Genomic DNA, 24033 nt, shown 5'->3' with positions numbered 1-24033 from the left:
ATGGTGGTCGCGACCCTGGCGCTCCGCCGGTCGCTGCATGACGTGCTCAACCAGTATGCCCCGCTCGTCGCCGTCCTCGGCGGCGCGAAGGTCTATGACGAGCCGCCGCGCAGCGCCGCCTTTCCCTATGTCACGCTGGGCGAGGCCCAGACCAACGACTGGTCGACCGGCTCCTCGGCCGGCCATGAACACGCCCTGACGCTGCATGTCTGGTCGCGGCAGGGCGGCCAGTCCGAGGCGCATGTCGTCGCCGGCGAGGTGATCGCCGCGCTGGAGATCGTGCCGCTCGATCCCGAGGGCCAGACCCTCGTCAACCTGCGCTTCGCCACCGCCGACATCCGCCGCGAGGCGGACGGCCGCACCTGGCACGGCGTCGTGCGCTTCCGCGCGGTGACCGAGCCGGCGTGACGCCGTCGACTGCCGCCTTCATCCAACAACGGAGAACTCCATGACTGCCCAGAAAGGCAAGGACCTGCTCGTCAAGATCGCCGACGGCGCGGGCTTCGTCACGGTTGCGGGGCTGCGCTCGCGCCAGCTTCGCTTCAATGCCGAGACCGTCGACGTGACTCATGCCGAGAGCGCCGGACGCTGGCGCGAACTGCTCGGCGGCACCGGCGTCAAGCGCGCCTCGGTGTCCGGCTCCGGCATCTTCCGGGACGAAGCCTCCGACGCGCTGATGCGTCAGGTGTTCTTCGACGGCGCGGTTCGCGACTTTCAGGTGATCGTGCCGGATTTCGGCACGGTGGCCGGAGCGTTTCAGGTGACGGCGCTGGAATTCGCCGGCAACCACAACGGCGAGGTGACCTACGACATCGCGCTCGAAAGCGCGGGCGCGCTGACCTTCACCGCCGCCTGAAGCCGTTGAATCGGAATCGCCGCGTGAACGCGGCGGCGCTTTCGAAGCGCCGCGCAAGCCGCTGAACCGACTCACGAAATCTCTTCGACCTGAATCAATCTCTGCACACCGGAGGTGCCGATGCCCAATGCCCGTCGCGGCGAGATCACGGCCGATCTCGGCGGCCGCAGCCGACGCCTCGTCCTGACCCTCGGCAGCCTTGCCGAACTCGAAGCCCATTTCGAGGCCGGCGATCTCGTCGAGCTTGCCGAGCGCTTCGGCACCGGCCGCCTGTCGGCCACGGACCTTGCCGCCGTCATCGGCGCGGGGCTGCGCGGCGCCGGCGAGACGATCACCGACCGGGAGGCGGCATGCCTCTCGGTGGAGGGCGGGGCGGCGTCCTACGCCAGGATCGTTTCCGACCTGTTAACCGCGACATTCGGCGCGGGCGCGGCACCGGAGGCGAAGGCCGCCGGCCCTTTCGTCTGAGCCCCGGCGCGCCGCCGGCAGAGCCGCACCCCTTCCCCTGGGACGATGCCCTGCGCCTCGCGCTCGGCGTCATCGGCTGGCCGCCGGATGTGTTCTGGCGGGCGACGCCGCGCGAGCTGGCCGCCGCCCTCGAAGGCCGGCTCGGCCGCATCGGCATGCCCGTGGACCGCCCCGCGCTCGACCGCCTGATGGCGGCCTATCCCGATTGAGGTGACCTGATGACCCCCGTCGATACCCTCTCCGTCGCGATCACGGCGGATACTTCCGCGTTCCGGCGCGAGATCGCCGACGCCGACAAGCTGGCCAAGAGCTTCGGCTCCTCGATGACCCGCGCCTTCACCGGCGCGGTGCTGCGCGGGCAGGATCTCGGCGGCGTGCTGCGGACGCTCGCCATGCAGATGTCCGCGATGGCGCTGAGGAGCGCGATCCAGCCTGTCATGAGCGGCCTGACCAGTTCGATCGGCGACTGGCTGGCGGGCTTCAGGGGCCTCGGCCAGGGCGCGGAAAGCGATGTCGGTCTGCTCTCGGGCATGAGCCCGCAAGCCTTCGCCCGCGGCGGCGTGATCGCGACGCCGGCCTATTTCCCGATGCCCGACGGCCGCGCCGGCCTGATGGGCGAGAGGGGCGCGGAGGCGATCATGCCGCTCGCCCGCACCGCCGACGGCCGCCTCGGCGTCGCCGCCGGCGGAGCAGGGCGGGCCGGCCCCGCCATCGTCATGAACGTCAATGCCGCCGACGCCGCGAGCTTCCGCCGCTCGGAGGCCGAGGTGACCACCATGCTCGCCCGCGCCGTGGCGCGCGGTCGGCGCGGATTGTGAGGATTTTGCCATGTCCGCCTTCCACGAGGTGACCTTTCCGCTCGACATCGCGCTCGGCGCGTCCGGCGGGCCGGAGCGGCGCACGGATGTCGTGCTGCTCGGCTCGGGGCGCGAGGAGCGCAATGCCCGCTGGGCGCATTCGAGGCGGCGCTACGACGCCGACTACGGCGTCAAAAGCCTCGCCGGCCTGCAGGCCGTTATCGCCTTCTTCGAGGAGCGGCGCGGCCGGCTCCATGGCTTTCGTTTCCGCGACCGGCTGGATTGCTCCTCCGCCCAGCCCGGCGCGGCGCCGTCGCCCACCGATCAAGAGATCGGCACGGGCGACGGCGAGACTGTCGCCTTCCGGCTGGCCAAGACCTACGGCGCGGGTGGAACGGCCTATCGTCGGCCTGTCGCGAAGCCGGTGGCGGGTTCGGTGAGGGTCGCGGTCGGCGGCGTCGAGACCGGGAGCTTCGCGGTCGATGCCGCGACCGGCGTCGTGACGCTGGCTTTGGCCCCGGCCGACGGCGCGGTGGTGACCGCCGGCTTCCTGTTCGACGTGCCCGTGAGATTCGACGCCGACCGTCTCGACGTGAACCTCACCTCCTTCGCGGCGGGGGAGATCCCGTCCATCCCGCTCATCGAGATCAGGGAGTGAAGCCATGCGCGCCATTCCTCCCGCCCTCCAGACGAAGCTCGATACTGGCTGCACCACGCTCGCGACCTGCTGGATCGTCCGGCGCGGCGATGGCGAGGTGCTCGGCTTCACCGACCACGACGAGGATATTCAACTTGACGGTGTGACCTGCCGCGCCGCCAGCGGCTTCGACGGCGCGGCCGCCGCCGAGAAGCTCGGCTTCGCGGTCGGTGCCGGCGAGGTGGCCGGAGCGCTGGTCGGCGACGCCATTGCCGAGGCCGAGATCCGCGCCGGCCGCTACGACGCCGCGCGGGTGGAAATCCATGTCGCGGACTGGTCGGAACCCTCGCTGTCCGTGCTGCTGCGGGTCATGCGGCTCGGCGAGATCAGCCGCGACGGCGCCGCCTTCCGCGCCGAATTGCGGGCGCTGACCGACGCGCTCGACGAGGAGCGCGGCCGGCTCTACACGCCGCGCTGCTCGGCCGACCTCGGGGACCATCGCTGCGGGCTGAACCTCGCCGCTCCTGGGCTGATGACGACGGTCGCCGTCGCGGCGGTCGGCCCGGACCATGTCATCTGTGCCGGGCTCGGCGTCTTCGCGCCGGACCTGTTGGTCGGCGGCCGGCTGGCGGTCGCGTCCGGCGCGGCGCAGGGCTTCACGGTCGAGATCGCGGCGCAGGCCTCCGTTGCCGGCGGCACGCGGCTGACGCTCTGGCAGCCGCCGCCCGAGCCCATCGCGGCCGGCGATACGGTGACGGTCTCGGCGGGTTGCGACAAGCATTTCACCACCTGCCGCGACCGCTTCGCCAATGCCCTCAATTTCCGCGGTTTCCCGCACATGCCGGGCATCGACCGGATCGTCTCCGTGCCCGTGCCCGGCGAGGGCGGCCATGACGGATCGTCGCTGAACGGCTGAGCATTGGCCCGGCCAACCAGAAAGCAAAACCTCCATGCCCACCCGTTCCGCCATCGTCGCCGCGGCACGCGGCTGGATCGGCACGCCCTATCGGCATCAGGCCTCCGTCCGCGGCATCGGCTGCGACTGCCTCGGTCTCGTGCGCGGGGTCTGGCGCGACGTGATCGGCCCGGAGCCGGTCTTCGTGCCGCCCTATACGCCCGACTGGGCCGAGGCGCACGGCCACGAAACGCTGGCGGAGGCGGCGCGCGGCCACCTCGCCGAGATTTCTCCCGATGCGGCGGAGGCCGGCGACGTCGTGCTGTTCCGCTGGCGGGAGGGCTACCCCGCCAAGCACTGCGCGATCCTCTCCGGTCCCGCGACGCTGATCCACGCCCATGACGGCGCGGCCGTCGCGGAGGCGCACTTCGCGCCCTGGTGGCAGCGGCGCATCGCCTTTGCCTTCGCCTTTCCCGACATGGTCCAGGAGCCCTTCTGATGGCCGCCCTCGTTCTTTCCTTCGCGGGCGCCGCTCTCGGCGGCACGCTCGGCACGGCGGGTGCGATGGCCGGCCGCCTCGTCGGCGCGGTCGCAGGCGCGATGATCGACCGGGCGCTGTTCGGCCCGCGCGCGCCGGAAGGGCCGCGCCTGAAAGACCTCGACGTGATGTCCTCGACCGAGGGCAGCCCGATCCCGCGCATCTACGGGCGCGTCAGGATCGCGGGGCAGGTGATCTGGGCGACGAAGCTGGAGGAGCACGCCTCAGGCGGCGGCAAGGGCGCGGCGCGCCCGCGCACCTACAGCTACACGGCGAATTTCGCGGTGGGGCTGTGCGAAGGGCCGATCGCGGCGGTCAGGCGCATCTGGGCCGACGGCAAGGAACTCGACCAGCGCGGCCTCACCATCCGCGTCCATCGCGGCACAGAGGACCAGCCGGCCGATCCGCTGATCGTCGCCAAGGAGGGCGCGGGGCTGACGCCGGCCTATCGCGGCCTTGCCTATGTCGTGTTCGAGCGGCTGAACCTCGACGATTTCGGCAGCCGCATTCCGCAACTCACCTTCGAGGTGATCCGGCCGGTGGGCGCGCTGGAGGAACAGGTGCGCTCGGTGGTGATCATCCCCGGCGCGACCGAGTTCGGCTACGAGCCGGGCGTGCATTCCCGCGAGTTCGGCTATGGCCGCTCGGCGCCGGAGACGCGGCATACGAGCCTCGACGCTTCCGACTTCTCCGCCTCCATCGATGAATTGCAGGCGCTCTGCCCGAGGCTCGAATCCGTGTCGCTGGTGGTCGCCTGGTTCGGCGACGACATCAGGGCCGGCCATTGCACCATCCGGCCGAAGGTCGAGCGGCGCGACAAGGCGGTGGCCGGGCTGACCTGGCTGGCGGCCGGCGAGACGCGGGCGACGGCGGCCTTGGTGTCGGAGATCGAGGGACAGCCGGCCTATGGCGGCTCGCCTTCGGACGCGACCGTCATCCGCGCCATCCGCGACCTCAAGGCGCGCGGCCTGAAGGTGACGCTGATCCCCTTCGTGATGATGGATGTGCCGGCGGACAACGATCTGCCCGATCCGCATTCGGGCGCGGCGGACCAGCCGGCCTATCCCTGGCGCGGGCGGATCACCTGCGACCCCGCGCCCGGCCGGCCGGGTTCGCCCCACGGCGCGGCAGGCGCGGCAATGCAGGCCGCGAACTTCCTCGGAACCGCGACGCGGGCGCAGTTCCTGCGCTTCGGCGAGGTGGTGATCTATCTCGGCGCGCCGGAATGGCGCTATCGCCGCTTCATCCTGCACATGGCGAACCTCGCGGCGGCGGCGGACGGCGTCGATGCCTTCGCCATCGGCTCGGAAATGGTCGGCCTGACGCGGCTGCGTTCGGCGGTCGGCCATCCCTTCGTCGACGGGCTGGTGACACTGGCCGCGGACGTGAAAGTCGTTCTGCCCGAGGCGACGCTGACCTATGCCGCCGACTGGACCGAATATGGCGGTCAGACGGAAGGCGGCGACCTGCATTTCCCGCTCGATCCGCTCTGGGCGAGCGAGGCCATCGGCGCGGTCGGCATCGACTGGTATGCGCCGCTCGACGACCGCCGCGACGGCACGCCGGGCTCGCCCTACGACATCGCGGCGCTGCGCGCGGCGCTGGGCGCGGGCGAGGCGCACGACTGGTTCTACGCCTCCGACGCCGACCGGCCGGCGGGTGCGCGGACGCCGATCACGGATGGGCTCGGCAAGCCCTGGGTCCACCGGCAGAAGGATATCCGGAGCTGGTGGGCGAACGCCCATGTGAAGCGCGTTGCGGGCGTCGAGACCGCCGCGACGGTCTGGGTGCCGCAATCGAAGCCGGTCTGGCTGACGGAGGTGGGTTTTCCGGCGGTCGATCGGGGTCCGAACCGCCCGTCCGTCTTCCCTGATGCCAAGTCGAGCGAGGCGGGCCTGCCGCCGTTCTCGAACGGCGGCCGGGACGATCTCGTGCAGCGCCGGGCATTGGAGGCGGTCATTTCGCGCTTCGATCCGGCATTCGGCGCGAGCGAGGCGGATAATCCGCCCTTCGGCGTGGGCGGCCGCATGGTCGATGCCGCCCGCACGGCGCTCTGGGCCTGGGACGCGCGGCCATGGCCGGCCTTCCCGCGCGCCGGCGAGGTGTGGAGCGACGGCGTCAACTGGGATACCGGCCACTGGCTGAACGGCCGGCTCGGTTCCGCGCCGGTGGGCGACCTGATGGCGCGGATTCTGGCCGACTGGGGCATCGGCGATGTCGATGCCTCCGCCGTCGAGGGCGTTGTGGACGGGCTGGTCATCGACCGTCCCATGTCGGCCCGCGACGCGCTTGAGCCGCTGGCGCGCGCCTTCGGCGTCGATGTCCGCGAGAGCGGCGGCGCGCTCGTATTCGGCGGGGTGGCGGGTACCGCTGTCGCCCTCGGCGAGGACGACCTTGCCGACGAGGAGGGTCGCAGCCTCGTGGCGGTGACCCGGCGCGATGACGGGCAACTGCCGGCGGAACTGTCCATCGCCTTCTCCGACACGGAGGCGGATTTCCGCGCTTCGGCCGTGACGTCTCGTCGCCTCGCGGGCGAGAGCCGGCGCGTATCGAGCCTCGCGCTCGCGACCGCCGCCGACCCCGGCGAGATCAGCGTTCGGGCCGAAAGCCTGCTGCACCGGCTCTGGTCGGGGCGTGAGCAGGCAACCTTTGCCCTGCCGCCGTCGCGGCTGGCGCTGGAGCCGGGCGATGAGGTCAATCTGACCGCCGGCGGGCGGGCCCTGCCGCTGCGCCTCGGCGGGCTGGAAGGCACGCTGATGCGGCGCGCCGAAGCGGAGACTTTCGCGCCGCCGATCCGGCCGGCCCGGCCGAGGCCGGTCCATCGCGCCTATCGCGTGCCGCCCGGCGACGGCCGTCCGGCCGTCGCGGTGCTCGACCTGCCGCCGCTGACGGAGGTCGAGCCGCCGGTGCTGCAATATATCGCGGCGGCTTCCGACCCGTGGCGCGGACCCTATACGGTCTGGCGCGGCGGGGAGGGCAGCGGCGACGAAGCCGTCGGCTCTCTTGCGGCCCCGTCGCTGATGGGCCGGACGCTCACCGCCATGCCCGCTGGCCGGCCCTGGCTCTGGGATCGCGGCGAGGGCGTCGTCGTGGAACTCGTCCGCGGCGCGCTCGAAAGCCTCCCCGAGGCGCAGGTACTCGGCGGGGCCAATTCCTTCGCGCTGGAAGGCGCCGATGGTTGGGAAGTCGTGCAGTTTCGCGATGCGACGCTGATCGCCGAGCGGAGCTGGCGGCTGACGCACCTTCTGCGCGGGCAGCGCGGCACGGAGCACCGCATCGGGTCGGTGTCGGCCGGTGCGCGCGTCGTGTTCCTGTCGGGGCCGCTGGTGCCGCTGGGAACCGCGAGCGACCTGATCGGCCGGCCGTTCCGCTACCGGGTCGGGTCATCGGTGCTGCTCGCGGCCGATCCCGCCATGGCGGAGGTCGAGGCGGCGGCGACCGCGACGGCCTTGATGCCCTTCGCGCCCGTCCACCTCTCCGCCCGGCGCGAGGCCGGCGGCGTCCGGCTGAGCTGGGTCCGCCGCACGCGGCTCGGCGGCGATGGCTGGGAGCTCGCGGACGTCCCGCTCGGCGAGGTGGCCGAGCGCTATCGGCTGGCGATCCTGTCGGCGGGCGGCACGGAATTGCGCGCCGTCGAGACGACCGCCGCCACGCATTTCTACGCATCGGCCGACGAGATCGCCGATTTCGGCGCGCCGCAAGCGACGCTCCGGATTTCCGTCGCGCAGATTTCCGCGCTCATCGGGCCGGGCGTGCCCGCCGAGGCCGTGCTGGCGCTCTGAATCCTTCAGACGCCGGCCGGCAATTCAACCCACCATCTTCAACCGCAAGGAGACGGCAATGACCGATCTGAAACCCATTCTCCAGAGCCGCAGCGTGTGGTCGAGCCTCGTTGGCATCCTCTGCCTGATCGCCTCGGTCTTCGGCGTCGAGACGCGCCTGATCGACCAGGGCGCGCTGGCCGAGGCGCTGCTGCAGGTCGGAACCGGCGTCAGTTTCGTCGGCTCGATCATCTTCCGCGTGACGGCGACCAGCCAGCTCACGTCCAAATGAACGGCCATTCATCGCGGGTTCAGGCCGTCGGGCCTAGGCGGGATGACGGTCAACCCAGTTCATCGGTGCCATGACAGTCGCGACGACCTTCGCGAAAACCGGCGTGATCCTGTTCGGCCTGGCGATGTTCGCCGGGCCGGCGGCCGCGCAGGTCAACTGCCTCAACCCCGCCGACCGGCGCGCCGCCGTCGCCGGCGGGCAGGCGCTGCCGCTCGCCCAGGCCCAGCGCAATCTCAGGCCCGAACAGCGCGGCGAGGTGATCAATGCCCGGCTGTGCCGCGCGGGGGGGAACCTGCTCTATCTGCTGACAGTCGTCGACCGGCGTGGCAAGGTCACGCGCGTGCGGATCGAGGCGAATACCGGACAGGTCGTCCAGGTTCGCTGATCGGCATCACGGGACTTTCGGGAGATATTCAGCGTGCGCCTGCTCGTCGTCGAGGACGATCCGGATCTCAACCGGCAGATCACCACCGCCCTGACCGATGCGGGCTATGTCGTCGACAAGGCCTTCGACGGCGAGGAGGGCTATTATCTTGGCGACAGCGAGCCCTATGACGCCGTGGTGCTCGATATCGGCCTGCCGAAAATGGACGGCATCTCGGTGCTGGAACAGTGGCGGCGCTCGGGCCGCACCATGCCGGTGCTGATTCTCACCGCCCGCGACCGCTGGTCTGACAAGGTGCAGGGCTTCGACGCCGGCGCGGACGACTATGTCGCCAAGCCCTTCCACATGGAGGAGGTGCTGGCCCGCCTGCGCGCCCTGCTGCGCCGCGTCGCGGGGCAGGCGACCAACGAATTCACCTGCGGCCCGGTCAGGCTCGATGCGAGGGCCGGGCGCGTCACCGTCGACGGCAATCCCGTGAAGCTGACCTCGCACGAATACCGCCTGCTCGCCTATCTGATGCACCAGCAGGGCAAGGTGGTGTCGCGGACTGAACTGGTCGAGCACATCTACGACCAGGACTTCGACCGCGATTCCAACACGATCGAGGTCTTCATCGGCCGCCTGCGCAAGAAGCTCGGCGTCGAGGTGATCCAGACGGTGCGCGGTCTCGGCTACATTCTCCAGCCGCCCCAGGCCGCCTGATCGATGGCCGGCGCGACCCGCGCGCCCTCGCTGGCGCGGCGCCTGATCCTTCTGGCGCTGGCCTTCGCCGTGGTGCTGCTGAGCATTACCGGCATCGTGCTGGCGGCGGTGAACCGGACGGCGGTGGAACGGGCCTTCGACCGCCGCCTCGGCGTCTACGTCAAGCTGCTGATCGCGGATATCGCGGGCGCGGTGGACGACCAGCAGATCGTCGTCGGCGCCAATCTCGGCGAGCCGCTGTTCGAGCTGCCGCAATCCGGCTGGTACTGGCAGATCGTGCGCACCGATGCCGGGCGCAACGAGGTGCGCACCTCGCGCTCGCTGTTCGACGTCAGGCTGCCGGCGCTGGGCGCCGAGGCGCTTGCCGACGGGCCGACCCGCTCGCGCGAGGGCTATGTCACCGGCCCCAACAATGTCGCGCTGCGCGCCGTCGAGCGCACCATCGAGCTCGGCGAGGACGGCGATTTCCAGATCATGGTGGCGGGTCCCGCGGACGACATCGCGGCGGCCGTGCGCGAGTTCAACATCACGCTGATCGCCGCGCTGGTGCTGCTGGCGGCGGGCATGGCGATCGCTGCCTTCCTGCAGGTGCGCGTCGGCCTCGCCCCGTTGCAGCGCCTCGTCGGCGGCCTCCATTCGGTGCGGGCAGGGGAGAGCGAGCATCTGGAGGGCAATTTCCCCACCGAGATCGCGCCGCTCGCCCGCGAGGTCAATGCGCTGATCGACACCAACCGCGAGATCGTCGAGCGTTCGCGCACCCATGTCGGCAACCTCGCCCATGCGCTGAAAACCCCCATCTCGGTGATCCAGAACGAAGCCGCCGGCCGCGACGACCAGCTTGCGGTGAAGGTGGCCGAGCAGACGCGGATCATGCGCGACCAGGTCAACCACCACCTCGAACGGGCGCGCGTCGCGGCCCGCGCGCGCGTCGCCTCGACGCTGGTGCCGGTCGGCGAGGTGGTCGAGGGGCTCGCCCGCACCATGGAGAAGATCCATCGCGGCCGGGGGCTGAGCGTTTCCGCCCAGGTGCCGCCGGGGCTGATGTTTCGCGGCGAGCGCAACGATCTCGAGGAAATGGTCGGCAACCTCGTCGACAATGCCTGCAAATGGGCGGACGAGCGGGTTGTCATCGTGGTCGAGCGCGAGGCGGCCGAGACGAGTGCGGACCGGACCTATTTCACCATCGCGATCGAGGATGACGGTCCGGGCCTGACCGCCGACGAGCGCGAGGCGGTCGGGCGGCGCGGCAAGCGGCTGGACGAGACCAAGCCCGGCTCGGGCCTCGGCCTGTCCATCGTCTCGGAACTGGCCGGCCTCTATGGCGGTGGGCTGTCACTGGGCGAGGCGGGGATCGGCGGCCTCCGGTCGACCTTGCGGCTGCCGTCCGTCTGACCCGCAGCGCCGCCTTTTCGCCTCAATCGGCTGGACATCTGCCGTCCTCCTGCGCCGGTATCCCGGCGTTCATCAGACGGAATTGTCCATGCGCTATCGCCTCGTTGCCGCCGCCGCCCTGATCGGCTTCACCGTTGCCGGGTGCGAGACCCGCGAACAGTCGGGCACCGCCATCGGCGCGGTCGCGGGCGGCCTGATCGGCTCGCAGTTCGGCGGCGGACCGGGCGAGCGCCTCGCGGCGGGCCTTGCGGGCGCTGCCATCGGCGGCCTGATCGGCAACGCCATCGGCCGTGATCTCGACGCGCAGGACCGCCAGCGCGCCTATGAGGCCGAACGCGTCGTCTGGGTCGAGGGCCGCCGTTCGGAATGGCGCTCGGAGAAGGCTTACGGCTATGTCGAGCCGGGCCGGACCTACTATCGCGGCGCCAATTACTGCCGCGAATACACCCACACGATCTACATCAACGGCCGTCCGCAGACGGCCGTGGGCACCGCCTGCCGCAACCCGGACGGCAGCTGGTCACCGGTCGGCTGAGCGCCACGCACCACTTTTTAACGGAGGGCGGATAGGCTCGGCGCTCCATGACCGAGGCTGCCGCCCAACGCCAGGACAGCGCTTCCGCCCGCTCGCCCGCGGAGCGGTTGCGCGCCTATCTGGCGGCCCTGCCCGAATCGGCCCGCAGGCTCCTGTCGACCGAGATAGAGCGCGCCCGCCAGCGCGGCGAGGCGATTCCGGGCGGCGACATGATCATCGCGGCGCTGCGGCCGGCGCCGCCGCCGGTCGCTCCCAAGCCACCGGAAATCGTGCCGCCGCCGGCCGTCCGCGACGAGGTCGCGGCGCGGTTCGTGTTCCGCCCGGTCGAGCCGTTCCTGATCGACGAGCGGCTGGAGACCAAGGTTCGCGGCCGCATCGCCCGCCACTCGCTCACCGCCATCTGGACCTGGATCGCGCGCGACCTCCAGCCTGACGAAGCCAGGACGCTGGAGGCGGCTTGCACCGCCGCCATCGCCACCGGCGACGAGGCGAGGGCGACGCAGCTCGCCGCTGATTTCGCCATACCGCTCTGCGCGGCGATCCGGGCTGAGCTCGAAGAAGTCTCCGTCGACGAGGCGGTGCGCAAGCGGCTGTTCGCCCGCCTCGGCGACGAGCGCGCCCTCGACGACCTGACCGATGTTCTCGTGGTGCTTGGCAATGCGCCGGCCATCGCCGCCGTCATCGCCAAGGCGCCGACGACGATCCGCAACCTCGCCGATGACGGGCTCGCCAATGCGCGCGCCATGCTCGACCCGATGGCGAATACCCGCACGGACCTGCTGGCCTTCGCGCTGGTTCTGTTCCAGGGCCGCCTCGTGCAGAAGGCCCATCTCGCGCGCCTCGCCGTATCGGCGGCGGAGAGCGACGAGCCCGCCAAGATCGCGGTCAATCCCTATCGCTACGCGGTCGATCTTGTGGTCGGCGAGATCGAACGGTCGGCGCTCCGCGTGTCGCGCGCGCTGAAGGAGGGTCGTGGCGAAAAGGTCGCGGCGGCGCTGAAGGACCTGCACGACGCGGTCCGCTCGCTGCGCACCGACATGAGCCTTGCCGGCGACGGCCCGTGGCAGCGACGCCTCGCGAAATTGCGGGCCGACCTCGCCCGCCTGCTCACCGCCGAGATCGAAGGCGTGCCCGGCGAGATGCGCCGGCTGCTGCGGCCGCGCCAGCGCGGCGACCAGCCGGCCGAGGCCATCTCCGAGGATGTGGTCGCTGATGTCGAGACGCGGCTCGACCTGCTGTCGGCCTGCCGCAGCTATGCCTCCGAAATCGCGCTGAACGAGATTACCCTGCGCATCTTCACCGAGATTCAGGGCTATCTCGACCCGACCCTGACGCAACTGCTCGAGAACATCCGCAACGCGCCGGACGTCGACCGCGCCCTGAAGATCAGCCAGATCGAGGCCGCCGTGCGCTTCTCCGCGCGCATTTTCGGGGCGAGCTACGCACAGCTCCTCCAGAAGGCCGCCGATGTCGCGATCAATGCCGGCAAGGCGCCCGGCCGGCAGGGCTGAAGCGTATTCGTGCTTCCCTGAAGCCCGAAACGCTCCTGATTTTTGTCTTGTCGCATTTTCCTGACGCGAACCGGCATCCATTGCGCTCGAAAATGCTCCCGGGCATCTGATCTCCATCAAAGGCGCGTGCGCGCGACAATCTTCCCGTTGTCGCCCCCTGTCCGGTGGGCTATTTGGCACCATTCCAAACCGGAGCCGTCGCAGGACGGCTGGCTGACAGGGATTTCTCGCCGGGCCATGGAAGGCTCTTTCGCCGTCTGGACCATGTTCGCGCTGATGACCGCCGCCGCCGTCATGGCGGTGCTCCTGCCGCTCGCCCGCGCCCGCGCGGCGGATGGCGGCAGCGATCTCGCGGTTTATCGCGACCAGCTCGACGAGATCGGCCGCGACCGGGATGCCGGCGTGATCGGCGCGGCCGAGGCCGAGGCGGCCCGGATCGAGGTGTCGCGACGCATCATCGCAGCCGCCGAACGGGGCGGGGCGACGGCGCCGGAGGGCGCTGGTGGCCGCCGCCGCGTGGCTGCGCTGGCGGCGCTCGTCGCCGTGCCGCTGGTCGCCATCGCGGGTTATGGCCTGCGCGGCCAGCCCGGCTACCCCGGCCAGCCGCTTGCCGAACGCCGCCAGCAGGCGCCGGGCCAGAACGACATCGCGACCTTGATCGCGCGCATCGAGGCGCATCTCGCCGCCAATCCGGAAGACGGGCGCGGCTGGGAGGTCGTGGCCCCCGTCTACCTTCGCCTCGGCCGTGCCGGCGAGGCTGTCCGCGCCCGGGCCAACGCCCTGCGTCTTCTCGGCGCGACCGCTGACCGCGAGGCCGATCTCGCCGAAGCGCAGGTCGCGGCCGCCGGCGGCGTGGTGACGGCAGAGGCCAAGGCGGGGCTTGAGCGCGCGATCGCGCGGTCGGCGGACCATCCCAAGGCCGGCTATCTCCTGGGGCTTTCGGCCGAACAGGACGGCCGCCCGGCCGAGGCGCGCGCCATCTGGTCCAGGCTGATCGACATCGCGCCGCCCAATGCGCCCTGGCTGGGCGTGCTGCGCAGCGAGGTCGCCCGGCTCGGCCCGGCGGATGCGCCGCGGCCGACCGCGTCGGACATTCGCGGCATGGTCGACGGGCTGGCCGCGCGGCTCGCCGCCGACGGTTCGGATTTCGACGGCTGGCTGCGGCTGGTGCGCTCCTATTCCGTGCTCGGCGAGGCCGACAAGGCGCGCGCCGCCGCCGCCTCGGTACGCCAGCGCTTCGCGGCGGAGGCCGACAAGATCGGCCAGCTGGACGCGCTGATGCGCGAACTGGGGATGGGCGGCTGATGACCACGACCATGAGCCCGACCCCGGCCCGCAAGGGCATGACGCGCAAGCAGCGTCGCCTGACGCTGATCGGCCTGGCTCTGGCCGTGCTCGGCGTCGCGGCCGGCCTCGTCCTCTACGCGCTGTCGGGCTCGATCACCCTGTTCCATTCGCCGACCGACATCGTCGAGAAGAACGTCCAGCCCGGCCAGCGCATCCGCCTCGGCGGTCTGGTCGAGACCGGCTCGATCCGGCGCGGCGAGAACATGCAGGTGAGCTTCGTCGTCACCGACGGGCGCTCCACCATTCCCGTCTCCTATCGCGGCGTGCTGCCGGACCTGTTCCGCGAGGGGCAGGGGGTCGTCACCGAGGGCGTGCTGGAGCCCGGCCGGCAGTTCCGCGCCGACAGCGTGCTCGCCCGCCACGACGAGACCTACATGCCCAAGGAAGTCGCCGACGCGCTGAAGCAGCAGGGCCACTGGAAGCCGGGCGATCCGGCGCCGAACCCCAATGCCGCGCAGCCGGGAGGCTCGCGCTGATGTCGCCCGAGATCGGCCACTACGCGCTCGTGCTGGCGCTGGCGCTGGCGCTGTTCCAGTCGGTGGTGCCGATCTGGGGCGCGCGCAAGCGCGACGCGGCGCTGATGGGCACGGCCGACGCCGTCGCGCTCGGCCAGTTCGCCTTCGTCGCCATCGCCTTCGCGGCGCTGACCCATGCCTATCTCGTCTCGGATTTCTCGGTCGAGAACGTCGTCCTCAACAGCCACTCGACCAAGCCGCTGATCTACAAGATCTCCGGCGTCTGGGGGAACCACGAGGGCTCGATGCTCCTCTGGGTGCTGATCCTGACCCTGTTTTCGGCCTTCGTCGCGCTGTTCGGCCGCAATCTGCCGCTGCCGCTGAAGGCCAACGTGCTGGCGGTGCAGGCGTGGATCACGGCGGCCTTCGTGCTGTTCATCCTGAAGACCTCGAACCCGTTCAACCGCATCAATCCCGCGCCCTTCGAGGGCCGCGACCTCAATCCGCTGCTGCAGGACCCCGGCCTCGCGATCCATCCGCCGCTGCTCTATCTCGGCTATGTCGGGTTCTCGATGTCCTTCGCCTTCGCCGTCGCCGCGCTCATCGAGGGGCGGATCGACGCCGCCTGGGCGCGCTGGGTGAGGCCCTGGGCGCTGACCGCGTGGATGTTCCTCACCGCCGGCATCTCCATGGGCTCGTTCTGGGCCTATTACGAGCTCGGCTGGGGCGGCTGGTGGTTCTGGGACCCGGTCGAGAACGCGTCCCTCATGCCCTGGCTCGCCGGCACGGCGCTGCTGCACTCCGCCATCGTCATGGAGAAGCGCGAGGCGCTGAAGATCTGGACGGTGCTGCTGGCGATCCTGACCTTCTCGCTGTCGCTGCTCGGCACCTTCCTCGTCCGCTCCGGCGTGCTGACCTCGGTTCACGCCTTCGCGGTCGATCCCGAGCGCGGCATCTTCATCCTCGCCATCCTGATCGCCTTCATCGGCGGCTCGCTGGCGCTCTACGCCTGGCGCGCGCCGATGCTCCGGCAGGGCGGCATCTTCGCGCCGGTATCGCGCGAGGGAGCGCTGGTCCTCAACAACCTGTTCCTGACGGCCGCCTGCGCCGCCGTCTTCGTCGGCACGCTCTATCCGCTGGCGCTGGAGGCGCTGACCGGCGCGAAGATCTCGGTCGGCCCGCCCTTCTTCAACTGGACCTTCGGCCCGCTGATGGTGCCGCTGATGGTGGCCATGGTCTTCGGGCCCTTCCTCGCCTGGAAGCGCGGCGACCTTTTCGCCGCCGCCCAGCGGATGATGGTGGCCTTCGCCGCCGGCATCGCGGCGATGCTGCTGACCTTCGCGGTGACGCGCGGCGGGCCGGTTCTGGCGCCGGTCTTCATCGGCCTTGCCGCCTACATCATCGTCGGTTCGCTCGCCGAGGTGGCTGAGCGCATCCAGCTGTTCCGCGCGCCTGTCACGACGACGCTCCAGCGGGCGAGGGGCCTGCCGCGCTCCGCCTGGGGCACCGCCGTCGCCCATGCCGGCGTCGGCGTCATGCTGATCGGCATTGTCGGCGAGACCTGCTACCGGCAGGAACTGATCGTCCAGATGAAGCCGGGCGACACCGTTCAGGTCGCCGGCTACGAGGTGACGCTGACCGGGCTCGCACCGGTTCAGGGGCCGAATTACCGCGATGTCGTCGCGCGGCTGGTGCTGCGCGAGGGCGGTGTCGACGCCGGCGTTCTGGAGCCGGCCAAGCGCGTCTATACCGCGCGCAACATGCCGACCACCGAGGCGGCGCTGAAGACGCGCGGCTTCTCGCAGCTCTACGTTTCACCCGGCGATGTCGAGACCAATGGATCGATCGCGCTTCGGTTCTTCTACAAGCCGATGGTGCTGCTGATCTGGATCGGCACGCTGGTCATGATGCTGGGCGGCCTCCTGTCATTGTCGGACCGTCGCCTGAGGGTCGGGGCGCCGAAGCCGGCCGCCCGGCGCGCACCGGCCGTGCAGGCCGCGGAGTGAGCCGATGCGCGCGCTGATCCTCGCTCTCGCCCTTCTCGCCGCCGCGCCGGCCCATGCGGTGCTGCCGGGCGAGCGGCTGGGCGATCCGGCGCTGGAGGCGCGCGCGCGGGCGCTGTCGCAGGACCTGCGCTGCATGGTCTGCCAGAACCAGTCGATCGACGATTCCGACGCGCCGCTCGCCCGCGACCTTCGCCTGCTGGTGCGCGAACGGCTGAAGGCCGGCGACAGCGACCGGCAGGTCACCGACTTTCTCGTCGCGCGCTACGGCGAGTTCGTGCTGATGCGCCCGCGCCTCGGCTGGCATACGCTGGCGCTGTGGGGCGCGCCGGCCGTGTTCCTGGTCGGCGGGATCGGCTATCTCGCCTTCGCGCTGCGCCGCAGGCGTACCGGCGAGGCCGCACAGCCTGAACCGCTCTCGGACGAGGAAAAGCGCAAGCTGGACGAAGCATTGAAGGGGTGAGGCCGTCCGCGCCTGACCTTACGAAACTGTAACTTCCCCGACAGGGTGGCGTAATCCACGCTGCTCCATGGTCCGGTGCAAGCACGGCAGACCCCGTGCGCCCCCTTACCCCATGGAGATCCCCCATGACGTCCCGCCTCCGCGCCGCCCTCCTCGGAACCGTCGCCATCCTCGCCGTCGGCGCTGGCGCCGTCGCCGTCCAGCCGACCCGCGCCCCCTTCATCGCCAGCGCCACGGCGCAGGGCGTCCAGACCGCCCCGATGTCCTTCGCGGATGTCGTCGAGCGGGTGAAGCCGGCGGTCGTCTCGGTCCGCGTCACCCGTTCCGCCGGTTCCGAGCAGATGTCGTTCCGTGAGATGCCCGGCCGGGGTCAGGACGACGAAGACGGCATGCAGGGTGGCCAGGACGGCCAGATGGAACAGTTCATGCGCCGCTTCGGCGAGCAGTTCCGCAACGATCCGCGCTTCCGTGGCGACCCGCGCTTCGGCGGTGATCCTCGCTTCGGCGGGCCTGGCATGCCGCGTGGCCCCCGCACCGCCTCGCAGGGCTCCGGCTTCTTCATCTCGGCTGACGGCTATATCGTCACCAACAACCACGTCGTGCGCGGCGCGACCGAGGCCGACATCGTCATGGACGGTGGCCGCACGCTGAAGGCCCGTGTCGTCGGCACCGACGAGCGCACCGATCTCGCCCTGCTGAAGGCCGAGGGCAGCGACTTCCCCTTCGTCCGCTTCGCCTCCGCCGCCCCGCGCGTCGGCGACTGGGTGCTGGCGGTCGGCAATCCGTTCGGCCTCGGCGGCACCGTGACCGCCGGCATCGTCTCGGCCCGTGGCCGCGACATCGGCTCCGGTCCCTATGACGACTTCCTGCAGATCGACGCGGCGGTGAATCGCGGCAATTCCGGCGGCCCGACCTTCAACGCCAATGGCGAGGTCATCGGCGTCAACACGGCGATCTATTCTCCCTCGGGCGGTAACGTTGGTATTGCCTTTGCCATCCCCTCCGAGACCACGCAGAACGTCGTCGCCTCGCTGCGCGACAACGGCTCGGTCCAGCGCGGCTGGATCGGCATCCAGATCCAGCCGGTCACGCCGGAGATCGCCGAAAGCCTGCGTCTGCCGAAGCCGGAGGGCGCTCTCGTCGCCGGCGTCCAGCAGGGCAGCCCGGCCGCCAATGCCGACCTGAAGCCGTCCGACGTCGTCGTCGCGGTCGACGGCCAGCCGGTGCGCGATGCGCGCGACCTGACCCGCCGCATCGGCGCGGCCCGGCCGGGCGCCAGTGTCCGCCTGACGGTGATGCGCGACGGCGCCGAGCGCACCGTCCAGCTGACCCTCGGCCAGCTTCCGGGCGAGACGCGGCGCGCCTCGCTGGAGGACGGCCGGCGCAATCGTGGTGGTGGCGAGCTGAACCGCGACCAGGCCCCGGCGGCTCCCCGCCTCGGCATGTCGATCGAGCCGGCGGGTCGCGGCGAAGGTATGGTGGTGACCGAGGTCGATCCTTCGGGACCGGCTGCCCAGCGCGGCATCCGCGCGGGCGACGTCATCCTCGACGTTGCCGGCCGTCCGGTCGCCTCGCTGCGGGATGTGCGGGAGGCGCTCTCCGCCGCCCGTGCCGACGGCCGCCGCTCGGCTCTGATCCGGCTGCGGTCCGGCGAGGGCCAGCGCTTCGTCGCCATCCCCCTGAACCCCTCTTAAAAAAAATCAAATCGGCGTCGAACCTCTTCGGCGCCGGCAGCTACTCACGAGTGATCCTGGAATGGCATCCCCAGTCGCCCCCCGCCATCCTGGATCGTCTCGAGCGGGGCGGTCGGTACTCCATGTCCGGCCGCCCCGTTTTTCTTCGCCCCGGCGTCCCGCCCGTTCACTGGCGAAGCATTCGAGAGCCCGGCTAAGATGCCCTCCATGCGCATCCTGATCATCGAAGACGACCGCGAGGCGGCGTCCTATCTCGTCAAGGCGTTCCGGGAGGCCGGCCACGTCGCGGACCATGCCGCGGACGGCGAGGACGGCCTCGCCATGGCCATGGACGGCCCCTACGACGTGCTGGTGGTCGACCGCATGCTGCCGAAGAAGGACGGCCTCTCCGTCATCGGCGAGCTGCGTGCCGCGGGCAAGGAGACGCCGACGCTGATCCTCTCCGCGCTCGGCCAGGTCGATGACCGCGTCAAGGGTCTGCGCGCCGGCGGCGACGATTACCTGCCCAAGCCCTATTCCTTCTCCGAACTGCTCGCCCGCGTCGAGGTTCTGGCCCGTCGCCGCGCGGCCGGGGCGCCCGAGACGGTCTACAAGGTCGGCGACCTCGAACTCGACCGGCTGTCGCATCGTGTGGCGCGCGGCGCGGACGAAATCCTGCTCCAGCCGCGCGAATTCCGCCTGCTCGAATATCTCATGAAGAATGCAGGACAGGTGGTGACGCGCACCATGCTGCTGGAGCACGTCTGGGACTATCACTTCGACCCGCAGACCAATGTCATCGACGTCCACGTCTCGCGCCTGCGCTCCAAGATCGACAAAGGCTTCGACAAGCCGCTGATCCACACGATCCGGGGTGCGGGCTACACGGTGCGCGCGTGACCGCCGTGCTGCCGCGCGAGGCGGCGCCGGCGGCGCGGCCGAAACAGGGGCGCTTCGCGCGTCTGCGCTCGCTTCTGTCGACCACCGCCTTCAAGATCATCGCCGCCTATCTCGCCATCTTCGTGATGTTCGCGGGCTTCGTCATCGGCTGGCTGGGCTTTGCGACCCAGCGCCTGTTGACCGACCAGCTCACCGAGACGATCACGGCGGAGGTGAGGGGCATTGCCGAGCAATATTCCGTCGGCGGTATCCGCCGGCTGGTCGAGGCCGTGGAGGATCGCGGCCGCCGGCCCGGCGCCTCGCTCTATCTGGTCGCGACCTTCGGTGGCGACGTGATCGGCGGCAATATCGGCGAACTGCCGGCCGGTACGCTCGGCCGGCCCGGCTGGATCGAGACCGACTATCGCCGCGCCGGCGAGGATGCCGGCGACCGCCCGCACCGGGCGCTGGCGCAGGTCTACGGCCTGCCCGGCGGCTTTCGCCTGCTGGTCGGCCGCGACCTCGAGGAGCGTGACCGGATGCGCGAGATTTTCGGCCGCGGCTTCCGCCTGTCGCTGCTGGTCGCGCTGATCCTCGGGCTGATCGGGGCCTATTTCGTCACCCGCCGCGTGCTCAGCCGCGTCGACGCCATGACGGAGATGTCCCGGCGGATCATGGCCGGCGACCTCGCGGGCCGGCTGCCGATCGCCGGCACGCGCGACGAGCTCGACCGCCTGGCCGGCAGCGTCAACGAGATGCTCGGCCGTATCGAGGCGCTGATGGCCGGCATGAAGGAGGTCTCCGACAACATCGCCCACGACCTCAAGACGCCGCTGACGCGCCTCAGGAACCGCGCCGAGGAGGCACTGCGCAACGCGTCCAGCGACGAGGCGCACAAGGCGGCGCTCGGCAGCATCATCGAGGAATCGGACGGGCTCATCCGCACCTTCAACGCACTCTTGATGATCGCCCGCGCCGAGGCGGGCAACCAGCGGGAGAACATGGCGCCCGTCGATCTTACGGCCATCGCCCAGAGCGTTGCCGAACTCTACGAACCGCTGGCCGAGGAGGCCGGCATGGCCATCGTGGTCAATGCGGCGCCGGCCATGGTGACGGGCAACCGCGAACTGCTGGGACAGGTGGTGGCGAACCTGGTCGACAACGCGCTGAAATATGGCCGGCCGGCCGAAGGCGGCGGACGCGTCGCGCTGACCGTCGAGACCGAAGGCGGCGACGCGGTTCTCGCCATTGCCGACGAGGGGCCGGGCGTCGCCGAGGCCGATCGCGGCCGCGTGCTCGACCGTTTCGTCCGGCTGGAGGCGAGCCGCTCGCGCCCCGGCTCCGGCCTTGGCCTCAGCCTCGCGGCGGCGGTCGCGCGCCTCCACGGCGGCAGCCTGACGCTTGGTGAAGCGCGATCCGGCGCACAGCCGGGTTTAAAGGTTGCGCTGCGTCTGCCACGATTGGTCCATGACGCCGCCGCACCGCCAGCCGCCTGACGCCCGTTCCCCGTTCCTCGAACGGCTTTTAGACGCACCGGTCATGCCGAAAGGCGTCACGGCCGCCAAAACGCTCGCCGCCTATCTCGGCGGCGTCGAGGACGAATCAGTGCGTGGCGAGCTTGCCGCCGCAACCAGGCCGGCAAAGGCGAAGGCGCTGGTGGCGGGCGTCCTCGCCCATTCGCCGTTCCTCTCGGGGATCGCGCGCGACGATCCCGGCCACCTGCTCGCCTGTCTCAGCGAGGCGCCGGAAGATCGATTCGCCGCGCTCAAGGCCGAGGCGGTCACGCATTGCCGCAAGGCGCGCAGCGACGAGGGCGTCGGCCGCGTGCTGCGGCGCTTCCGCGCCGATGTGGCGCTGCTCGTGGCGCTCTGCGACATCGGCGGCCTCTGGCCACTGGAGGCGGTGACCCGCGCGCTGACCGAGACGGCCGATCTCGCCGTGGCCGAGGCCGTGGCGCATCTGATGCGCGATCTGGCCGATGCCGGCACCCTCCAGCCCGATGATCCGAAACATGCCGAGCGCGGCTCCGGCTACATCGTGCTGGCCATGGGTAAGCACGGCGCCTTCGAGCTGAACTATTCCTCCGACATCGACCTGATCGTCTTCTTCGATCCCGAGGTCGCGCCGATGAAGCCCGGCAAGGAACCGCAGCCGGCCTATATCCGCCTGACCCAGCGCCTCGTGAAGATCCTGCAGGAGCGCACGGCCGACGGCTACGTGTTCCGCACCGACCTGCGCCTGCGCCCCGATCCCGGCGCGACGGCGGTCGCCATCTCCACCCCGGCGGCGCTGCATTATTACGAGACGATCGGCCAGACCTGGGAGCGCTCCGCCTTCATCAAGGCGCGCCCCTGCGCGGGCGACATCGCGGCGGGCGAAGCGTTCCTGAAGGAGATGCAGCCGTTCATCTGGCGCAAATATCTCGACTATGCGGCGGTCGCCGACGTCCATGCGATGAAGCGGCAGATCCACGCCTTTCGCGGTCATGACGCGCTGGCGGTGGAGGGACACAACATCAAGCTCGGTCGCGGCGGCATTCGCGAGATCGAGTTCTTCGTCCAGACCCAGCAGCTCATCGCCGGCGGCCGCAATCCGGCGCTGCGCGTGAGGGACACGATCACCGGGCTCGAGCGGCTGCGCGAGGCCGGCTGGGTCACGCCCGAGACGCGGGAAAGGCTGGAGCGCGCCTATCGGTTCCTGCGCCGGGTGGAGCACCGGTTGCAGATGGTCGCCGACGACCAGACCCATTCGCTGCCCGAAACGACGGAGGGCGTCGAGGCCATATCCCGCTTCCTCGGCTACAAGGACCGCGCGGCCTTCGCGCAGGCGCTGACGGAGGAACTGCTGCCGGTCGAGGCGGCCTATGCCAAGCTGTTCGAGACCCTGCCGCCGCTGGCGGAGGTGAAGGGCACGCTGGATCTCGCCTCCGATCCGCCGAAGGCCACCACGCTCGCCGCGCTGAAGGAGCTCGGCTTTCAGGACCCGGCGGCGGCTGCCCTGACCGTGCTCGGCTGGCAGGCGCCGAAATCCGGTGGCCTGCGGGCGAAGGAAGCGCGCGAACGCGTCGCGGAACTGGCGCCGGCCCTCATCGACGCGCTGTCACGCACCGGCGATGCCGATCTCGGCCTCAGGGCCTTCGACCGGCTGCTGACGCGCCATTCGCAGCCGATCGAGCTGCTGGCGATCCTGCGCGCCCATCCCGATCTCCTCGAACTCATCATGCAGGTGCTGGGTTCGGCCCCCCGTCTGGCCGATCTGATGGGACGGCGCGCCCATGTGCTCGACGCGCTGCTTGAGCCTGCCTTCTTCGGGGAATTGCCGGGCGATGCCGAACTCGCACGGCTGCTGAACGAGACGCTGGCGCTCGCCGGCCATGCCGAGGAGGTGCTCGACCGCGCCCGCGTCTTCGGCCAGGAGCAGCTCTTCCTTACCGGCGTCCGGGTTCTGGCCGGCACGGTGTCCGCGGAGGCGGCGGGGCAGGCCTTCGCGCGGCTCGCCGAGCAGTTGATCATCGCGCTGCACCGGGCCGTCACCGAGGCGATGATATCGGCGCATGGCCGTATTCCCGGCATGCGGACCGCCGTCGTCGCCATGGGCAAGCTCGGCGGCCGCGAGATGACCGCCGGCTCCGATCTCGACCTGATCCTGCTCTACGACCACGACCCGAAGGAGAACGCCTCCGATGGCGCGCGGCCGCTCACCGGCGGCCACTATTTCGCGCGCCTGACCCAGCGCCTCGTCAGCGCCCTGTCGGCGCCGACCAGCGAGGGCATCCTCTACGACGTCGATCTTCGGCTGCGCCCGTCCGGCCGCTCAGGTCCGGTCGCGACCCATATCGAGGGCTTCCGCAGCTACCAGCTGAAAGAGGCCTGGACCTGGGAGCACATGGCGCTGACAAGAGCCCGCGTGATCGCGGCGACGCCCGGCTTCGGCCCCGAGGTCGAAAAGGCCATCCGTGCGGTGCTGACCGCCAAGCGCAGCGCCAAGACGACGCTCGGCGACATCATCGACATGCGCGTGGCCATCGCCGAGGACAAGGGCGACGAGACCCGATGGGACCTGAAATATGCGCGCGGCGGGCTGATCGATATCGAGTTCGTCGCGCAGGCCCTGCAACTTGTCCACGGCGCGCGGCACCCGGATATCCTCGACCCCAACACCGCCCGCGTTCTCGACCGGGCGGCGGCGGCGGGCCTCCTGAAGGCGGCCGAGGCGGAGGTGCTGCGCGAGGCCTGCCGGTTCTACCAGCGCCTGACGCAGATCATCCGGCTCTGCATCGTCGACGGTTTCGAACCGGCGACCGCCGCGCCGGGGCTGAAACGCTTGCTGGCGCGCGCCGGTGAGCTGCCGGATTTCGTGACGCTGGACGCCTATGTTGGCGAGACGCAGGCCAAGGTCCGCAAGGCGTTTCGCGCCATCGTCGGGGATATCTAGAGCATGATCC

The 24033-nt window shown here is 70.6% G+C and carries 23 protein-coding genes; all 23 read left to right on the top strand.

The annotated features are described in order from the left end of the window. The 23 genes from JNK84_RS06530 (at position 1) to JNK84_RS06420 (ending at position 24023) form a co-directional block, all read left to right on the top strand. Positions 1-408, top strand: a complete 408-nt coding sequence (locus JNK84_RS06530) for a DUF3168 domain-containing protein (RefSeq protein WP_293421763.1) — start codon at positions 1-3, stop codon at positions 406-408. A gap of 40 nt (positions 409-448) precedes the next feature. Then, on the top strand, positions 449-856 hold the full coding sequence (locus JNK84_RS06525) for a phage major tail protein, TP901-1 family (protein WP_293421760.1): 408 nt from the start codon (positions 449-451) through the stop codon (positions 854-856). A 120-nt stretch (positions 857-976) separates the two neighbouring features. Further along, positions 977-1324 (top strand): gene transfer agent family protein, encoded by a 348-nt coding sequence (locus tag JNK84_RS06520; RefSeq protein WP_293421757.1) that lies wholly within the window; start codon positions 977-979, stop codon positions 1322-1324. After that, positions 1207-1533, top strand: coding sequence for a rcc01693 family protein (locus JNK84_RS06515; protein WP_367272252.1), 327 nt, complete (start codon positions 1207-1209; stop codon positions 1531-1533). The genes JNK84_RS06520 and JNK84_RS06515 overlap by 118 nt, the downstream gene beginning before the upstream one ends. A gap of 9 nt (positions 1534-1542) precedes the next feature. Beyond that, positions 1543-2142, top strand: coding sequence for a phage tail tape measure protein (locus tag JNK84_RS06510; protein ID WP_293421755.1), 600 nt, complete (start codon positions 1543-1545; stop codon positions 2140-2142). A 10-nt stretch (positions 2143-2152) separates the two neighbouring features. Continuing rightward, complete coding sequence (locus JNK84_RS06505) at positions 2153-2779, top strand: DUF2460 domain-containing protein (RefSeq protein ID WP_293421753.1); 627 nt, start codon at positions 2153-2155, stop codon at positions 2777-2779. Between the two features lie 4 nt (positions 2780-2783). Beyond that, entirely contained in the window at positions 2784-3674 is an 891-nt protein-coding gene (locus JNK84_RS06500; protein WP_293421751.1) for a DUF2163 domain-containing protein, read from the top strand. 34 nt (positions 3675-3708) lie between these two features. Then, entirely contained in the window at positions 3709-4152 is a 444-nt protein-coding gene (locus tag JNK84_RS06495; protein ID WP_293421749.1) for a DUF6950 family protein, read from the top strand. Further along, a complete protein-coding gene (locus tag JNK84_RS06490; protein WP_293421747.1) occupies positions 4152-7973 on the top strand; it encodes a baseplate multidomain protein megatron in 3822 nt (1273 codons plus the stop codon). The genes JNK84_RS06495 and JNK84_RS06490 overlap by 1 nt, the downstream gene beginning before the upstream one ends. Before the next feature lie 58 nt (positions 7974-8031). Then, on the top strand, positions 8032-8244 hold the full coding sequence (locus JNK84_RS06485; protein ID WP_293421745.1) for a hypothetical protein: 213 nt from the start codon (positions 8032-8034) through the stop codon (positions 8242-8244). Between the two features lie 70 nt (positions 8245-8314). Further along, positions 8315-8629: a PepSY domain-containing protein gene (locus JNK84_RS06480; RefSeq protein ID WP_293421743.1), complete on the top strand. Its 315-nt coding sequence runs from the start codon at positions 8315-8317 to the stop codon at positions 8627-8629. Positions 8630-8662: 33 nt separating this feature from the next. Further along, positions 8663-9331, top strand: coding sequence for a response regulator transcription factor (locus JNK84_RS06475; RefSeq protein ID WP_293421741.1), 669 nt, complete (start codon positions 8663-8665; stop codon positions 9329-9331). 3 nt (positions 9332-9334) lie between these two features. Further along, complete coding sequence (locus JNK84_RS06470; RefSeq protein ID WP_293421739.1) at positions 9335-10723, top strand: ATP-binding protein; 1389 nt, start codon at positions 9335-9337, stop codon at positions 10721-10723. Positions 10724-10811: 88 nt separating this feature from the next. Next, a complete protein-coding gene (locus JNK84_RS06465; RefSeq protein ID WP_293421737.1) occupies positions 10812-11258 on the top strand; it encodes a glycine zipper 2TM domain-containing protein in 447 nt (148 codons plus the stop codon). Positions 11259-11305: 47 nt separating this feature from the next. Further along, the gene (locus JNK84_RS06460) at positions 11306-12769 is read left to right on the top strand and encodes a hypothetical protein (protein WP_293421735.1); all 1464 of its coding nucleotides are present in this window, start codon (positions 11306-11308) and stop codon (positions 12767-12769) included. A 237-nt stretch (positions 12770-13006) separates the two neighbouring features. After that, on the top strand, positions 13007-14074 hold the full coding sequence (gene ccmI, locus JNK84_RS06455) for a c-type cytochrome biogenesis protein CcmI (protein WP_293421733.1): 1068 nt from the start codon (positions 13007-13009) through the stop codon (positions 14072-14074). Positions 14075-14112: 38 nt separating this feature from the next. Continuing rightward, a complete protein-coding gene (ccmE, locus tag JNK84_RS06450) occupies positions 14113-14592 on the top strand; it encodes a cytochrome c maturation protein CcmE (RefSeq protein ID WP_293423502.1) in 480 nt (159 codons plus the stop codon). Next, on the top strand, positions 14592-16577 hold the full coding sequence (locus JNK84_RS06445) for a heme lyase CcmF/NrfE family subunit (RefSeq protein ID WP_293421731.1): 1986 nt from the start codon (positions 14592-14594) through the stop codon (positions 16575-16577). Before ccmE ends, JNK84_RS06445 begins: the two co-directional genes overlap by 1 nt. A gap of 4 nt (positions 16578-16581) precedes the next feature. Then, on the top strand, positions 16582-17037 hold the full coding sequence (locus JNK84_RS06440) for a cytochrome c-type biogenesis protein (protein ID WP_293421729.1): 456 nt from the start codon (positions 16582-16584) through the stop codon (positions 17035-17037). A gap of 125 nt (positions 17038-17162) precedes the next feature. Beyond that, positions 17163-18731: a Do family serine endopeptidase gene (locus JNK84_RS06435; RefSeq protein WP_293421727.1), complete on the top strand. Its 1569-nt coding sequence runs from the start codon at positions 17163-17165 to the stop codon at positions 18729-18731. Between the two features lie 207 nt (positions 18732-18938). After that, positions 18939-19610 carry a winged helix-turn-helix domain-containing protein gene (locus JNK84_RS06430; RefSeq protein WP_293421725.1) on the top strand — a complete coding sequence of 224 codons (672 nt, stop codon included), beginning with the start codon at positions 18939-18941 and terminating at the stop codon, positions 19608-19610. Then, positions 19607-21085: a sensor histidine kinase gene (locus JNK84_RS06425; RefSeq protein WP_293421723.1), complete on the top strand. Its 1479-nt coding sequence runs from the start codon at positions 19607-19609 to the stop codon at positions 21083-21085. Before JNK84_RS06430 ends, JNK84_RS06425 begins: the two co-directional genes overlap by 4 nt. Further along, on the top strand, positions 21057-24023 hold the full coding sequence (locus tag JNK84_RS06420; RefSeq protein WP_293421721.1) for a bifunctional [glutamine synthetase] adenylyltransferase/[glutamine synthetase]-adenylyl-L-tyrosine phosphorylase: 2967 nt from the start codon (positions 21057-21059) through the stop codon (positions 24021-24023). The genes JNK84_RS06425 and JNK84_RS06420 overlap by 29 nt, the downstream gene beginning before the upstream one ends. Positions 24024-24033: the final 10 nt, after the last annotated feature.

It is taken from the genome of Phreatobacter sp., from assembly GCF_016793595.1.
Classification (GTDB): Bacteria; Pseudomonadota; Alphaproteobacteria; order Rhizobiales; family Phreatobacteraceae; genus Phreatobacter.
Note: the sequence above shows the minus strand (reverse complement) of the source record. Positions and strands in the feature narration are given on the sequence as shown.

Excerpts from the sequence above, each read along its gene's own strand:
- JNK84_RS06530 (WP_293421763.1), top strand. The coding sequence starts at position 1 with ATGGTGGTCGCGACCCTGGCGCTCCGCCGGTCGCTGCATGACGTGCTC.
- JNK84_RS06525 (WP_293421760.1), top strand. The coding sequence starts at position 449 with ATGACTGCCCAGAAAGGCAAGGACCTGCTCGTCAAGATCGCCGACGGC.
- JNK84_RS06520 (WP_293421757.1), top strand. The coding sequence starts at position 977 with ATGCCCAATGCCCGTCGCGGCGAGATCACGGCCGATCTCGGCGGCCGC.
- JNK84_RS06515 (WP_367272252.1), top strand. The coding sequence starts at position 1,207 with ATGCCTCTCGGTGGAGGGCGGGGCGGCGTCCTACGCCAGGATCGTTTC.
- JNK84_RS06510 (WP_293421755.1), top strand. The coding sequence starts at position 1,543 with ATGACCCCCGTCGATACCCTCTCCGTCGCGATCACGGCGGATACTTCC.
- JNK84_RS06505 (WP_293421753.1), top strand. The coding sequence starts at position 2,153 with ATGTCCGCCTTCCACGAGGTGACCTTTCCGCTCGACATCGCGCTCGGC.
- JNK84_RS06500 (WP_293421751.1), top strand. The coding sequence starts at position 2,784 with ATGCGCGCCATTCCTCCCGCCCTCCAGACGAAGCTCGATACTGGCTGC.
- JNK84_RS06495 (WP_293421749.1), top strand. The coding sequence starts at position 3,709 with ATGCCCACCCGTTCCGCCATCGTCGCCGCGGCACGCGGCTGGATCGGC.
- JNK84_RS06490 (WP_293421747.1), top strand. The coding sequence starts at position 4,152 with ATGGCCGCCCTCGTTCTTTCCTTCGCGGGCGCCGCTCTCGGCGGCACG.
- JNK84_RS06485 (WP_293421745.1), top strand. The coding sequence starts at position 8,032 with ATGACCGATCTGAAACCCATTCTCCAGAGCCGCAGCGTGTGGTCGAGC.
- JNK84_RS06480 (WP_293421743.1), top strand. The coding sequence starts at position 8,315 with ATGACAGTCGCGACGACCTTCGCGAAAACCGGCGTGATCCTGTTCGGC.
- JNK84_RS06470 (WP_293421739.1), top strand. The coding sequence starts at position 9,335 with ATGGCCGGCGCGACCCGCGCGCCCTCGCTGGCGCGGCGCCTGATCCTT.
- JNK84_RS06465 (WP_293421737.1), top strand. The coding sequence starts at position 10,812 with ATGCGCTATCGCCTCGTTGCCGCCGCCGCCCTGATCGGCTTCACCGTT.
- JNK84_RS06460 (WP_293421735.1), top strand. The coding sequence starts at position 11,306 with ATGACCGAGGCTGCCGCCCAACGCCAGGACAGCGCTTCCGCCCGCTCG.
- ccmI (WP_293421733.1), top strand. The coding sequence starts at position 13,007 with ATGGAAGGCTCTTTCGCCGTCTGGACCATGTTCGCGCTGATGACCGCC.
- ccmE (WP_293423502.1), top strand. The coding sequence starts at position 14,113 with ATGACGCGCAAGCAGCGTCGCCTGACGCTGATCGGCCTGGCTCTGGCC.
- JNK84_RS06445 (WP_293421731.1), top strand. The coding sequence starts at position 14,592 with ATGTCGCCCGAGATCGGCCACTACGCGCTCGTGCTGGCGCTGGCGCTG.
- JNK84_RS06440 (WP_293421729.1), top strand. The coding sequence starts at position 16,582 with ATGCGCGCGCTGATCCTCGCTCTCGCCCTTCTCGCCGCCGCGCCGGCC.
- JNK84_RS06435 (WP_293421727.1), top strand. The coding sequence starts at position 17,163 with ATGACGTCCCGCCTCCGCGCCGCCCTCCTCGGAACCGTCGCCATCCTC.
- JNK84_RS06430 (WP_293421725.1), top strand. The coding sequence starts at position 18,939 with ATGCGCATCCTGATCATCGAAGACGACCGCGAGGCGGCGTCCTATCTC.
- JNK84_RS06420 (WP_293421721.1), top strand. The coding sequence starts at position 21,057 with ATGACGCCGCCGCACCGCCAGCCGCCTGACGCCCGTTCCCCGTTCCTC.